This window comes from Sporobacter termitidis DSM 10068, assembly GCF_900130065.1.
Lineage (GTDB): Bacteria > Bacillota > Clostridia > Oscillospirales > Oscillospiraceae > Sporobacter > Sporobacter termitidis.
This window is the reverse complement of record NZ_FQXV01000011.1, coordinates 88,253-101,486: the sequence shown is the minus strand read 5'-3', so window position 1 is coordinate 101,486 and position 13,234 is coordinate 88,253. Positions and strand designations below refer to the sequence as shown.

Below are 13,234 nucleotides of genomic sequence, written 5' to 3'. Positions count from 1 at the left end.
TTCGCAGAATTCCCGCCGCGCACGGCGGGAACAAGATGGAATCCGTCATTTCCGGCGGCGTGTACGTCGGAAATGGCACTTATCGTGTAGGCCACGGCTGAGTGGCCTGCACGTTGCCTTTTGTCGGATAAAGCCCGGAGGGCTTTATCGACAGTCTGAAGCGGGCTCCTGTTCCGGGAGTTCGCTTGTACTTTGCATTTACGGCAGGGTCCGCGCCGCGGCCATGCCGGCCGTATAGAAAAGGACGCCGAGGGCCACGGAGCCGAGGATATATACCGCCGCGTTGAGACGCTTTTTATCGTGAAAAAGGGAGAAGCCCTCGTACATAAACGTCGAGAAGGTGGTGTACGCGCCCAGAAACCCGTCCGCCAGCAGGCACAGCAGATTGCCGCTCAAGCCCACGCTGTTCACAAAACCCAGCAGCAGGGCGCCGGTAATATTGATGAGCATTGTGCCAAACGGAAACGAACGGTGCGTTTTATCGGCGAGCACTTTCCCGAGAATGTAACGCACCAGACTGCCGCAGATACCGGCGGCACCGACTAACAAATATCTGGTCAATGTTCAGAATCTCCCGTCGTCTCATCGCGGGCCTTGCCGTCCGAAAGGTCCGGTGCCTTCAGCAGCTTGAGCACACGGGACCTGACGAGCACAGCGCCGCCCCATACAGCCAGCAGGCCGCCGCCCAGGGACGCGGCGATATAGACGAGCATCTCCGCCGTCCGGCCGCTCTGGACAAGCGTCACGGCGTCCCTGCAGAGCGTGGCAAAGGTCGTAAAGGTGCCCAGAAAACCGGCGGTGAGGCCAAGCCTCAGATTGTGGTCGACCTTGCCGGTCTCGGCGGCAAAGGTGACAATAAACGAAAACAAAAAGCTGCCGAGCATGTTAATTAGGAATGTGTTGATAGGAAAATACTGAAAAATGGCCGAGAAGTCGATTTGCTTGACGGCAAACCGCGCGATTGCCCCAAGAAATCCGAAAGCGCCGATGTAAACATATTTTTTCATATTAAAGTTCCTGTTCCGTGCATAAAAAATACTCCTACAAACGCAATAAATTACCGTTTGTAGGAGTCATCAGCCAGAAGCATTTAAAGCGAACTCCATCGCTTGTCGTTTTTTTATATTAACATACCCGGGATGTCTTTGCAATATGAAAAACCGGCAGGAAGCCTTCGCGGCAGTCCGGGCCCCTAGGCCGACTATCCCCCCGCGGCTGCGCCCGCGGCGATATCCGGCGACGGATTGATGGTGATCTGCGGGGCCGCGCCCGCGGAGCCTGTGACGATCTGGTCGGGGCCCGTGATCTGGTTGTGCATGATCGTAATGACGACGCGCCTGTTTTTCGCCTTGTTTTCCACCGTGTCGTTGGCAGCGACCGGCCTGTACTCGCCATAGCCGATCGACGCCATCTTGGTGGGCGGCAGCCCGATTTTGACAAGCTCGCGCCAGACATTGCCGGCCCGCTGTGTGCTCAAATCCATGTTGTCGGCGTATCGCGAGGTATGTATCGGATCGGTGTCCGTGTGGCCCTCCACCAGAATGTAAGAGAAGTCCAGGTCTTTCAAAAGACTGCCGATGCTGTCGATCAGTGAGACGGAATTTGGCCCCAGGTCCGCGCTGCCGCTTTTGAAGAGCACGTTGTCCTTAAATGAAATGACGACGCCCGTGTCGTCCAGCGTCACGTCGACCATGTCCTCGAGGTTGTTTTGCCTGAGCAGCTGGATGACCTCGTTGTAGAGATTTTTGAAAGCGTTCCACTGCTGCTGCGTCCAGTAGGTGCTGGTGCCGTCGCCCGTGTTGATGTCGGACAAATTGCCGGCGGGCGACGTATCCGTCCCGTCCGGCGTGAAATCGGCCCCGTACAGGCCGGACCCTTCGCCGTCCTGCGCGCCGGTGCCCCCGTTTTCAACGTATCCGAAGCCGCTCCGGATATCCGCGGCGACCTTTTCGGCCTTTGCCTTGTCGACCTGGCTTATGGAATAGAAGATAATGAACAGAATGAGCAGCAGGTTCATCAGGTCCGAGTAAGTCAGCAGCCACCGCTCTGTATTGTCCTTTTCAGGTTCTTTTGGTTTCCTGGCCATACGATACTCCAATCACGATACGGCGTTACGCGCTTTTTTCCTCTGATCTCGAGGAGGGCCTCCGCCCTTTGTCGTCGAGCCCGCCGATGACGGCAATCAGGTTGTCGCGCATCCTGGCGGGGTACTCGCCCTCAAGAATGCTGAGCAGACCCGTGACGATGAGCTCCATGTATTCGGCGTCCTCCCGGGCACAGTTCTTGACGTGGCCGCCCAACGGGAGCCAGAGAAGGTTTGCCGAGCCGACGCCGTACATCGTGGCGATGAACGCGGTGGAGATCTTGTGGCCGAGCTCGGCCGTGTCGCCGCCCATGTCGCGCAGGATGCCGACCATGCCCATGACGGTGCCCAGCACGCCCATGGCCGGTGCCACGCCGCCCGCGCCTTCCAGACATTTGGCAGCGTGCTCATATTCATTCGATTTCGCCTCGATTTCGTTTTCGAGGACTTCTTTCAGAAATTCGGGTTCCACGCCGTCGGCGACGTAAAGCAGGCCTTTTTTAATGAACGGGTCGGATACCTTTTCCGCCTCGGCTTCCATCGCCAGGATGCCGTCGCGCCGCGCGACGTTGGCCAGATTGTACAGCAGGTCGATGACCTGGCCGTAATTTTTCTTCTTCCGGAAGAAAATCATCTTGAGCGCCTTGGGGATCTGTTTCAGATAAGAGAGCGGGAACGACATCAGCAAAAATCCAAAGGTGCCGCCGAAAACGATGCTGGCAGCCGTCGGCCTGATCAGAGCGGAAAGAACGCCCTCGTCTCCCACATAGCCGTAGATAACACCGCCAAAGCCGATTAATAAACCGATAAGCAAGAAAATGTTCATGTGATGCTCTCCCAAATATGATCTTGAGAAATGAAGAATCAATCATATTTAGTTATCGAAACTTTTTGAATAAAATGAATAGAAAAAAGAAAAGCTTCCAATATTTTTTTGCCGGCCGCCCCGGCGTTCCCATATTTTTCAGTGCCGCGCCGGGCCGTGTTTCCAATAGGGAACGCATATTTTGGGCTTGCATAACGCCGTGCAAAATGTGATAATTCTTACAATATATGAGAACCGGATAAATGGAAGGAGATAAAGATATGGACAAGCTCGACTTTAAGAAAGCGGACAAGGCGCTTTATATGCCCGGGACGTCGCCGTCAGCGGTCACCGTACCGGAGATGACGTTTATCATGGTCGACGGCCGGGGCGACCCCAACGCGCCGGACGGGGAATATTCAAAAGCCGTCGAGCTGCTGTATGCGCTGACCTACGCGATCAAGATGAGCAAGCTGGGAGGCCGTGCGCCGGCGGGATATTTTGAGTATGTGGTGCCGCCCCTGGAGGGGCTCTGGTGGTATGACGACGGCGGGGCGTTCCGATTCGGCGCCAAGGAGCATTTTTGCTGGACCGCCATGATCCGGCAGCCCGGGTTCGTGACACCGGAGGTCTTTGAGCGGGCTGTCCTGGAAACCGCCGGGAAAAAGCCGGCGCTCAACACCGGCGGCGCCAGGCTCTCCCGATACGAGGAAGGGCTTTGCGTCCAGTGCATGCACGTCGGGCCTTACGACGCCGAGCCCGCCACGGTGGCGCGGATGGACGCGTTTATGCGCGCCGGCGGCCTTGCCCCCGACTTTTCCGAGACGCGCCGCCATCACGAGATATATCTCGGCGACCCCAGGAAAACAGACCCCGCCAAGCTCAAAACGGTGATCCGCCATCCGGTAAAACCGGCGGAATGATTATATTTAATTTAAATGCATGCAAAGGCGCCCCCCGTTTTTGGCGGGGCGCCCTTTTGCCTGTATCCCGATGACCCGGGATGGGGTTGCGCCCAGTCCGCCGCGTTGTCATTCCCGCGAAGGCGGGAATCCAGGCCTTCCCCAGGGGAAGGCGGCGCGCAGCGCCGGATGAGGGATTCCTGTGACGCGCCGGCAAGTATTTCGCCAGCCGCCTCCGCAACAGTAAGGACCGACGGGGCGTGGGCATCGCCCCATACGGAGATTCGACAAAACCTGAGTTTGATAAAAGGCAAGTTTCTACATTTTTCACCCATATTTTACAACAAGTACCCAATTATTACCGGATTGTAACTCATTGTTGCCTGAAACAGGTTTATTCATAATGGCACAAGCTCTATAATATTTTTTGGGCACTTCGCCGGACCGAAATAAAGGAACATTTTTCCTTAAAATTCGTCAATTACTAAATAAGTGTTATTACCTGGGGAGGAAGATAAATGGACGAACAGACAAGCGCGGCGGTTCTCGAGGAGAAACCGGCCGCCGAAGCGCCGAAGCCGGCGGCGGAACCGCCGAAAAAGAAGCGCAGAAAAAAGAAAAAAGCAGTAAAGGTTATCATAACCGTCGCCGTTATCCTGGTCGTGCTGGGCGGCGTCGCCTTTGGCATGTACGCGCTTTTCCACAAGGATAAGACGGAAAATAAGGTCATGACGGATACCGTCATGCGGGGCTCCATACAGAGCACCGTTACCGGCAGCGGCGTGACGAAAGCGAAGGACTCGGCGACGATCACGCTGTCCTCCGGCGGCACGGTGCTGGATGTCTACGTCAAGGACGGCGACATGGTCATGGAGGGCGATCCGCTTTATTCCATCGACAGCACGGAGGCCCTGGCGGCGGTGGACACCGCGCAGAAAACCGTCGACAACTATCAAAAGCAGCTGAAAGGTCTGAACAACGCCTATCAGTATCTCACGGTAACGGCCGACTTTTCGGGGACGCTCATCGATACGACGAAAATCAAGGTCGGCGACGCCGTCGCTTCCGGCACGAAAATCGCCACCCTGGTGGACGACAGCAAAATGAAGCTCGTGCTTTATTTCAGCTACGCCTACCAAAACGACATCAAAAAGGGCCAGACGGCCGCCGTGTCCGTGCCGTCCACGATGAATCAGCTGAACGGCACCGTTTCGGAGATCAATTATGTCAAGAAGGTGACCGCCGAGGGCTCAAAGCTCTTCCAGGTCGTCATCACGGTGGACAACCCCGGCGCGCTCACCGCCGATATGGGCGCTTCGGCCACGCTGGCCGGCGCGAACGGCGAGACGATTTACCCCTACGAGGCGGGCAAGCTCGAATGGAACCGCTCCAGCGATATCGTCACCAAGGCCGGCGGGGACGCCAACCTTGTGCATCTGCTGGACTACGACCAGGTGAGCGCCGGCGAGACGCTTTTGAGAATGGACGCCGAGGACAACGACGACCAGGTCGCCTCCCTTGAAAACCAGCTGAAAAGCGCGCAGGACGCGCTGCAGAAGGCGCAGGATAACCTGAAAAACTTCAACGCCGTATCACCCATGAGCGGCACGGTGCTGTCCTGTTCTCTGGTGCCCGGCGAGAAGGTGGAGTCCGGGCGTGTGGCCATCAGCATTGCCGACACGTCCATCATGACCGTGGAGGCGCAGATCGACGAGATCAACGTGTCCTATGTCAAGACCGGCATGCCCGTGATGATCAACCAGTGGAGCAAGAACGGGCAGGAGTCGTTTACCGGCATCGTGGAGTCGGTGAGCCTGGAGGGCAAATTTGAAAACGGCGTCTCGTTTTTCCCGGCGATCGTCAGGGTCGACAATATGGACGGGCGGCTGCTCACCGGCATGTATGTGGATTACAGCCTCGTTGCCTCCCAGTCGGACAATACGCTGATGGTGCCGGTACAGGCGGTCAGATACACGGAGAGCGGCGCCTGCCTGTTTATCCAGGCGGATCAGAAGCCGGACAACGCCCTCGACACCTCCACGCTGGGGATCGAAGTGCCCGAAGGCTTCTATGCCGTGCCCGTCACGGTCGGCCTGTCGGACAACAGCTCCGCCGAGATCATAAGCGGCGTTGAGGAGGGGGCGGTTATCTTCACCCAGTTTATGACCGACAACGGCAACTCCAGTATGATGAATGGCGGCACCAGCATCGCCATTGCCAGGGGTTAGGATGGTCGGCGTGAATCTGATCGATTTGAAGGACGTCTTTAAAATTTATAACGAGGGCTATGAAAACGAGGTGCGCGCGCTGAACGGCGTGTCGCTGACCGTGGAGAGAGGGGAGTTTGTCAGCATCATCGGCGCTTCCGGCTCCGGGAAGTCGACGCTGATGAACATCCTCGGCTGCCTGGACATTCCCACCTACGGTACATATCTGCTGGACAGCCAGGATGTCGGCGAGCTCACGGACAACGAGCTGTCCAAAATACGCAACAGGGAAGTCGGCTTTATCTTTCAGGGCTTCAACCTGATCGAGGCGCTGAACGCCTATGAAAACGTGGAGCTGCCGCTCATTTACCAGGGGGTCGGGGCCTCCCAGCGCCGGGAGATGACGCTGGAGGCGCTGGAGCGCGTCGGCCTCGGCGAGCGCGTGCACCACAAGCCGTCGGAAATGTCGGGCGGCCAGCAGCAGCGCGTGGCCATCGCCCGGGCCATTTCCACGCACCCGCCGATCATTATGGCGGACGAGCCGACCGGCGCGCTGGACACGAAAACGGGCGAGCATGTCCTGGAAATTTTGAAAGGCCTGAACAGGGAGGGGACCACCGTTATCCTGATCACCCATAATTCCGACATCGCCGAATCCTCACGCCGCATCATCCGGATATCCGACGGCGTGATCGTCGAGGATGTCTGCAGGGAGGTGACCGCGCCATGAACATCCGGCAGAGCTTCAAGATGGCGTTCAAGTCCATCTTCTCCAACAAGGTCCGGTCGTTTCTGACGATGCTGGGCATCATCATCGGCGTGGCCGCCGTCGTGATCATGGTTTCGATCGTCCAGGGCCAGAACAAGGAAATGAAAGAGTATTACGAGAGCATGGGGACAAACAAAATCTCCGTTTACGTCTATAAATTCAACGGGGAGGACGTGACGCAGGACCTCTACGACTATTGTCTGGGCCTCAAGAATCTCGTCCTGGGAGTCACGCCCAGCAGCAGCTTCGGCGGCCCCGTCAAATACATGACCAAGTCGACGGACCAGAACCAGCAGTACGGCATGCCCCCCGTCTATCTGGGGAGCGATCTTTACTCCATGTGCAATAACTATAAGCTTCAGGAAGGCCGGGACCTCTGCTGGCTCGACGTCAAGAATTACAATCAGGTCGTCGTCATCGGCGCGAAGCTGAAGGAATTCCTGTTCGACTACAAGGACCCCATCGGCGAGAAGATACAGATCGGCGGGCAGAAGTTCGAGGTGATCGGCGTCTACGAGGCCAAGGGCTCGGAACAGAACTGGTTTATGGACTACATGGCCGTGGTGCCCTATTCCATGAGTCGAATCCTCACCAAGACGAGCATGATGGGCGAATTCACCGTCAAGGCCAAAAGCGCCGAAGCCACCACCGAGGCCATCACGCGCCTGACCGGTTTCCTGTCGGGCCGGATCAGCGATAAGGACGGATATTTCAACGTCTACACGGACAACACCTGGATGCAGCAAAACGACGAGCAGAACAAGATGATGAGCCTGGTGCTGGGCGGCATCGCCGGAATTTCGCTTCTGGTGGGCGGCATCGGCATCATGAACATCATGCTCGTCACAGTGCGCGAGCGCACCCGCGAGATCGGCATCCGAAAGGCGATCGGCGGCGCCAGAAAGTCGATCCTCATCCAGTTTCTCATCGAGGCCGGCGTCATTTGCGGTACGGGCGGCATCTTCGGCATTATCCTGGGGTATCTCGGTACGCTGGTGGCCGGAAAGCTCATTCTCAACATTGTGCTGCTGCCCAGCGCCCCCATGACGATCGGTGCTTTCGCGTTTTCGGTAATCCTCGGCATCAGCTTCGGCATGTACCCGGCTGTCAAGGCCTCCGGGCTGCAGCCTGTGGTCGCGCTGCGCGCAGAATAAAGGAGTGAAGATATGAAGAAATTTACTGCCGCCGTCATGGCGCTCGTCCTGCTGTTCGCGCTGTGCATCAGCGCTGGCGCAAAATCGGCGTCATTTCCGGATATCACCGACCCCGCCCTTTTGCGGGACGTGGCCGTCCTCCAGATGCTCGGCGTCGTGAGCGGCGACGACAACGGCAACTTTATGCCGAACGGCACGCTGACGCGGGCGGCGTTCTGCAAAATGGCCGTCACCGTCATGGGGCGCGGGGACGAGGAGTCCATCTACAGAAGCCGCACCATTTTCCCCGACGTCCGCGCGGGCTACTGGGCGGCCGGGTATATCAACCTCGCCGTCTCAGGCGATAAGAAGATCATCCTCGGCAACAGCGACGGGACGTTCCGGCCCGACGATCCTGTCACGGTGGCGCAGGCGATCACCATCCTGATGCGCGTGCTCGGGTATGCCGACGCCGACGCCGGCATGCTCTGGCCGGACGGCTACATCACCCTGGCGAAGGACGCGGGCCTTCTGGAAGGCATCGGCGTGTCGTCCCCGGGCAGCTCCATGACGCGCGCCCAGGCCGCGCACCTGTTCGCCAACCTGCTCGGCACGAATGTCAAGGGCGCCGGGAGCTATATCTCAACGCTGGGCACAGCCACGCCCGACGCCGTCATCATGCAGCTGAATGTTTCGGCGCAGGACGGGTCCGCCGGCGCCGTCCGGACGTCGGACGGCATCCTCAAAACGGCAAACGGCGTCCTCCCGCCGGCGATCCTCGGCCTGCGCGGGACGCTTTTGAAGGACAGCCTCGGCAGGCTCCTCACGTTCCTGCCCGAGTCAAACAGGCAGCAGGACGTGACGGTGCAGACCGTGGACGCCGGCTGGCTGAAGGATATGTCCGGCGCCACGTACACCATCCCCGCCACGGCGGCCGCGTACACGGCCACGGAGGTCACCACCTACGTCAAGGCGTTTATGGACATCGCCGCCGGTATGCATGTGACGCTCTATTATTCCGCCGACGGCAAGATCGACGGGGTCTATATCAACACGTCTAAAACAGAATCGGCCGTCGTTGTCGGCTCGACCGGCTCCGTCGGCGCGCTGACCGGCGGCGATACGGGCTATACGGTCATCAGGAATGGCGCCCCGGCCTCGTCGTCCGACATCCGGCCTTATGACGTGGCCACGTATGACGCCTCGGCAAAAATCCTGTATGTTTCGGATTTCAGGCTCTCCGGCTGCTATGAAAACGCCTGGCCCAGCCTGTCATCCCCGTCGAAGCTCACGCTGATGGGGCATGAGTTCCCGGTGCTGCCGTCCGCCGCCGCCACCCTGGCCGGCTATAAGCTCGGCCAGACCATCACGCTTTTGTTCACGAGCGACCTGCAGGTGGCCGGCGCCGTGACCAGCGGCGTCTCGGGCTCCACGGCCGTCGGCGTCGTCCAGTCCGGCGCCACCGGGTCCAGCGCCTCCGTCAAGCTCTTTAACGGCCTTGTCCTGTCGGGGGACCCGTCGATGGCCGACAGCGCCGCCGCGCAGCTCAGCGGCGAGCTTGTCACGGTATTCTCCGCCGGCGCCGGTAAAATATCGATGAGCAGGATGTACAGCTCCGGCGTCGCGGGCAGCCTCGACCTGACGAAAAAAACCGTCGGCGCCGTGGCCCTCAGCCCGGCTGTCAAGGTGTACGAGCGGGTCGGCACGGGTCCGGTCGCGCAGATTTCGCTGAATGACCTCGTGCAGACGACCATCAGCGCCTCGAAGATACTGTACGCCGGCACAGACGCCACAAGCCGCGTCGATACGCTGCTGCTTGACGATGTGACCGGAGACAGGTATACGTACGGCATCCTCAAGGCTGATACAACCACGGAATCATCTGGTGGGTTCGACGCAACAAACCGTACGGTTTCCGTCACGAACAGCGACAACAAGACGGGAACGGCGGCTGTGGTGACCGGTCTTGCCATCACCAACGGCGCGCCCGGCGGCGTCGCGTTCAGCGCTGACGGCGCAGCGGTGGTGAATATCGTGACGCTGACGGCGATAAAAAACGTGTCCCGTTCCGCGTTCTATACGAGAAACGACGTCACGTACCTGACGGTGAACGGCGCGGAATTCCCGGTGGCGGCCAACGTCGAATGCTACAACAGCATGGGGAAGACCTGGTTTGAATCGCTGACCGATGCCCGGGCGTTCTCGGCAACGCTGACGGTCTATTACGACCGCGCCGCGGCCGAGGGCGGCAAAATCCGCATGGTCATTGTTGAATAAATAAATATATAGGGGTGCGCCACATATCCGCTGAGGACGGCCGACGGCCGTCCTCGCGGCATATCGTGAGGCTTTGCGTTGGGGCGAGTGATTGCGCGGCGCGCAACGGGGAACGGGCCGCCGAAGGCGGCGGCCCCTACGGGTACAAATACGTCGCGTAGCCGCATAGAGCGCGGCTTCACAGACGCGCCTGTAGCGCCACGAAGGAGAACCGACGGCGGGCCGGGTCGTCCCGGCTACGGAGGCGCCGTTGAATTATTGCGCGTTGGGCATTTATACAAATGCGCTTTTACAGGGAGGAAAAGTAATTATGGAAAAACATCTTTACTCATTGCTTGCAGTATTTCCTACGCCGAATATCGAAGAAACCGCCAAGTATTATAACGAAATTATGGGGTTTAGAATTGTTAGGTATTTAGACGTAAAAGAACCCCACATATGCCTTTACCGGGACAGCACGGAAATAGTACTGACACAGGCAAATAGTAAAAAAGTATTCCCGAATAGAGAACTTTACGGCTATGGGGAAGATGCATATTTTATTACGGATAATCAAGAAGCGTTGCAGAATGAGTTTGAAAGTAACGGTGCTAAAATTGTGCGTCCACTCCATAAAACAGATTATAATAATCGGGAATTTGTGTTAGAAGATATAGATGGACGATGGATTGCGTTTGGAATGAAACAAAAATAACAATTTCCCCAATAAGCATAGCACGAAGATGACAAATTCATAAATTAATCAGCCTGACACAGAATCTGCATAATATGTCAGGCTGACTTCTGCAATTACAGGACGTAGGGCGGGGGCTTGCTCCCGCCGCGCTTGCCGGCGCGGCTTGTTGCCCGGCAAGGCCCTGCGGCATTCGGTGGACTGTGCCGCAGGGATATGGAATTAACCCTGTGGCGTAATCCGATAAAAAGGGTATCGTACGGTCTCTTTTTTTACAAATTAATGCGCATTTTGCCCATTTGTTTTCACGTAGTACTTGAATATCGGCGCCGATTTTTATATAGTAGTTAACAAACAAGGCAAGTAAAATTTGGAGGTATAGGTATCATGGGCAATCATTTGAGCGGCAAAGTGGCGCTGGTCACGGGCTCCGGACAGGGCATCGGGCGGGCCATCGCCCTGGCGCTGGCGGCCGAGGGCGCGAAGGTCATCACCAACAACAGGAGCCCGGTTAAGGTAAACGTCACCAATCAGCTGGACGAGGCAAGGCTTGCGCGCCTGACGCCCGAGCAGCTGGACTGGTACAACAAGGAGATCGAAAAGTATTCCGGCGACGCCGAGACGACGGCCGCCGCCATCAGAGCCGCCGGCGGGGAGGCCACCGCCTTTTTCGGCGATCTTTCCGATTTCAATATGGCGAAAAAGATGGTGGACTTCACTGTTGACACATACGGCTCGATCGATATCATCGTCAACGTGGCCGGCGCTTTCGGCTTTGCCCCGGTTGAAAAAATCACCGAGGAGCTCTGGGATAGGGTGACAACAGTCAAGCCGAAGGGCTTTTTCAACATCATCCACCACGCCGTGCCCTACATGAAGAAAAAGGGCTGGGGCCGCATCATCAACTGCGCCTCCCCCGCCTGGACAGGCGGCGACCTGCGCCAGTGCGAATACTGCGCGGCAAACGCCGGGGTCGTGGGCATGACGTGGGGCTTGGCCACGGAGCTGGCCGAAAACAACATCACCTGCAACGTCTTCGCGCCCGCGGCTAAAACGCGCGCCTCCATCGACATGGAGCTGTTCGACAAGGTCGTTGAAGCGGACGAGCACGCGACAAAATCAGGCAAGCCGTTTTTGAAGTACGACGATACGCAGCCGCCGGAGCCCTTTGCGCCCTTCATCGCGTATCTCGCCTCCGACGCGGCCGCGCATGTGACGGGCTCCGTGTTCATGACCATGGGCGGCTTCATCGGCAGATGGGCCAACCCCGCCTTTGAGGCCACGATGTTCAACGCCGACGGCTGGACGGTGGACAAGGTCATCGAGACGGCGCCCACGACCTTATTCAAGGATTACAAGAATATCAATCAGAAAGACTGATCGCTTTTGTGTGTCATCGGCACGCGTTCGCGGCGCCGCAAGCGGGGGACTCCCTTGCTTGCGGCGCCGCAATTTTATACGCAGGGCAGCCAAACGCTTGAAACGTGCGCCGGATTCCCCTATAATGATAACATTCTTTACGTATTCAGGTGATATATTGGACAGAGCTTTTTATTCAAAGGGACTAAGCGACGTCATCCGCGCCCAGATTCGCGATCTGGACCGCGTCTGCGGCAAAAACGAGCCGCTGTGCATGAAGCTCAACTGGGATATGCTCGAAGTCCGCCCGGCGGACGAGGTCAACGACCTTCTCTGGTATGTGGACGGGCAGCTTGCGGCCTTTTTGGGGCTCTACGGCTTCGGCGCGCAGCCGGAGGAGATCGAAATCACCGGCATGGTCCACCCGGACTTCCGGCGGCAGGGTATTTTTACAAAGCTGTTCCGTGAAGCCGTATCCATTTGCCGGTCGCGCGGCGCGGGGCGGCTCCTCCTGATTGCCGAGCGGCAATCCCTCTCCGGCGCCGCCTTTGCCCGAAACGCCGGGCTGACGTACGATTTCTCCGAATACAGGATGATCTGCAACGGGTACAGCCCGCCCCGGGCGCGTACCGGCGGCCTTTCGCTGCGGCCGGCAGCGGACCGCGACACGGCGTTTCTCATGAAGCTTGACGCGGCGTGCTTCGGCAGCACGTTCCCCGGCGGCTACGGCAGGGAGCTGACGCATATTTATGTGGCCGCGCTGGACGGCCGGGACATCGGGAAAATCGGGCTCTGCGATGAAAACGGCCTGGGCTACGTCTTCGGCGTTTGCATCCTGCCGGAATTCCAGGGCCGCGGATACGGGCGGGCCATGCTCGACGCCATCCTTCAAAAGCACTTTGACGCCAGCGGCGCGGCGGCGATCCTGGAGGTCGCCGTCAAAAACGGCGGCGCGCTGAGCCTGTACAAAGCCTGCGGCTTTTCCGAGCTCACCATCTACGATTATTTCGAGCTGAAGCTCTGACG

Annotated in this window: 12 protein-coding genes and 1 riboswitch; of the genes, 8 read left to right on the top strand and 4 right to left on the bottom strand. The window is 58.1% G+C overall.

The genetic code is table 11. From position 1 onward, the window contains the following. Positions 1–198: 198 nt before the first annotated feature. From crcB to BUB60_RS14560, 4 genes are all read right to left on the bottom strand, one after another. The gene (crcB, locus tag BUB60_RS14575) at positions 199–561 is read right to left on the bottom strand and encodes a fluoride efflux transporter CrcB (protein WP_073080504.1); all 363 of its coding nucleotides are present in this window, start codon (positions 559–561) and stop codon (positions 199–201) included. Next, positions 558–1,007 (bottom strand): fluoride efflux transporter FluC, encoded by a 450-nt coding sequence (locus tag BUB60_RS14570; RefSeq protein ID WP_073080501.1) that lies wholly within the window; start codon positions 1,005–1,007, stop codon positions 558–560. Before BUB60_RS14570 ends, crcB begins: the two co-directional genes overlap by 4 nt. 53 nt (positions 1,008–1,060) lie before the next feature. Further along, positions 1,061–1,119, bottom strand: a riboswitch (Fluoride riboswitch). Positions 1,120–1,201: 82 nt separating this feature from the next. Next, positions 1,202–2,086: an OmpA/MotB family protein gene (locus BUB60_RS14565; RefSeq protein WP_073080499.1), complete on the bottom strand. Its 885-nt coding sequence runs from the start codon at positions 2,084–2,086 to the stop codon at positions 1,202–1,204. Positions 2,087–2,111: 25 nt separating this feature from the next. Beyond that, the gene (locus BUB60_RS14560) at positions 2,112–2,909 is read right to left on the bottom strand and encodes a motility protein A (protein ID WP_073080497.1); all 798 of its coding nucleotides are present in this window, start codon (positions 2,907–2,909) and stop codon (positions 2,112–2,114) included. A gap of 260 nt (positions 2,910–3,169) precedes the next feature. Between BUB60_RS14560 and BUB60_RS14555 the strand changes: the two genes are divergently transcribed. From BUB60_RS14555 to BUB60_RS14520, 8 genes are all read left to right on the top strand, one after another. Continuing rightward, a complete protein-coding gene (locus BUB60_RS14555; RefSeq protein WP_073080494.1) occupies positions 3,170–3,811 on the top strand; it encodes a GyrI-like domain-containing protein in 642 nt (213 codons plus the stop codon). Between the two features lie 497 nt (positions 3,812–4,308). Next, positions 4,309–6,018, top strand: a complete 1,710-nt coding sequence (locus BUB60_RS14550; protein WP_073080492.1) for an efflux RND transporter periplasmic adaptor subunit — start codon at positions 4,309–4,311, stop codon at positions 6,016–6,018. Position 6,019: 1 nt separating this feature from the next. Further along, on the top strand, positions 6,020–6,727 hold the full coding sequence (locus BUB60_RS14545) for an ABC transporter ATP-binding protein (protein ID WP_073080491.1): 708 nt from the start codon (positions 6,020–6,022) through the stop codon (positions 6,725–6,727). Next, on the top strand, positions 6,724–7,920 hold the full coding sequence (locus tag BUB60_RS14540) for an ABC transporter permease (RefSeq protein WP_073080489.1): 1,197 nt from the start codon (positions 6,724–6,726) through the stop codon (positions 7,918–7,920). The genes BUB60_RS14545 and BUB60_RS14540 overlap by 4 nt, the downstream gene beginning before the upstream one ends. A gap of 12 nt (positions 7,921–7,932) precedes the next feature. Beyond that, a complete protein-coding gene (locus BUB60_RS14535) occupies positions 7,933–10,176 on the top strand; it encodes an S-layer homology domain-containing protein (RefSeq protein ID WP_073080487.1) in 2,244 nt (747 codons plus the stop codon). A gap of 310 nt (positions 10,177–10,486) precedes the next feature. Beyond that, positions 10,487–10,870: a VOC family protein gene (locus BUB60_RS14530; RefSeq protein ID WP_073080484.1), complete on the top strand. Its 384-nt coding sequence runs from the start codon at positions 10,487–10,489 to the stop codon at positions 10,868–10,870. A gap of 366 nt (positions 10,871–11,236) precedes the next feature. Beyond that, positions 11,237–12,229 carry an SDR family NAD(P)-dependent oxidoreductase gene (locus BUB60_RS14525; protein ID WP_073080482.1) on the top strand — a complete coding sequence of 331 codons (993 nt, stop codon included), beginning with the start codon at positions 11,237–11,239 and terminating at the stop codon, positions 12,227–12,229. A 157-nt stretch (positions 12,230–12,386) separates the two neighbouring features. Next, positions 12,387–13,232: a GNAT family N-acetyltransferase gene (locus BUB60_RS14520; protein WP_073080648.1), complete on the top strand. Its 846-nt coding sequence runs from the start codon at positions 12,387–12,389 to the stop codon at positions 13,230–13,232. Positions 13,233–13,234 lie beyond the last annotated feature (2 nt).

Coding starts and splice junctions, on each gene's coding strand:
- BUB60_RS14560 (WP_073080497.1), bottom strand. CDS start 2,909: ATGAACATTTTCTTGCTTATCGGTTTATTAATCGGCTTTGGCGGTGTT.
- BUB60_RS14525 (WP_073080482.1), top strand. CDS start 11,237: ATGGGCAATCATTTGAGCGGCAAAGTGGCGCTGGTCACGGGCTCCGGA.
- BUB60_RS14535 (WP_073080487.1), top strand. CDS start 7,933: ATGAAGAAATTTACTGCCGCCGTCATGGCGCTCGTCCTGCTGTTCGCG.
- BUB60_RS14555 (WP_073080494.1), top strand. CDS start 3,170: ATGGACAAGCTCGACTTTAAGAAAGCGGACAAGGCGCTTTATATGCCC.
- BUB60_RS14570 (WP_073080501.1), bottom strand. CDS start 1,007: ATGAAAAAATATGTTTACATCGGCGCTTTCGGATTTCTTGGGGCAATC.
- BUB60_RS14565 (WP_073080499.1), bottom strand. CDS start 2,086: ATGGCCAGGAAACCAAAAGAACCTGAAAAGGACAATACAGAGCGGTGG.
- BUB60_RS14545 (WP_073080491.1), top strand. CDS start 6,020: ATGGTCGGCGTGAATCTGATCGATTTGAAGGACGTCTTTAAAATTTAT.
- BUB60_RS14530 (WP_073080484.1), top strand. CDS start 10,487: ATGGAAAAACATCTTTACTCATTGCTTGCAGTATTTCCTACGCCGAAT.
- BUB60_RS14550 (WP_073080492.1), top strand. CDS start 4,309: ATGGACGAACAGACAAGCGCGGCGGTTCTCGAGGAGAAACCGGCCGCC.
- BUB60_RS14540 (WP_073080489.1), top strand. CDS start 6,724: ATGAACATCCGGCAGAGCTTCAAGATGGCGTTCAAGTCCATCTTCTCC.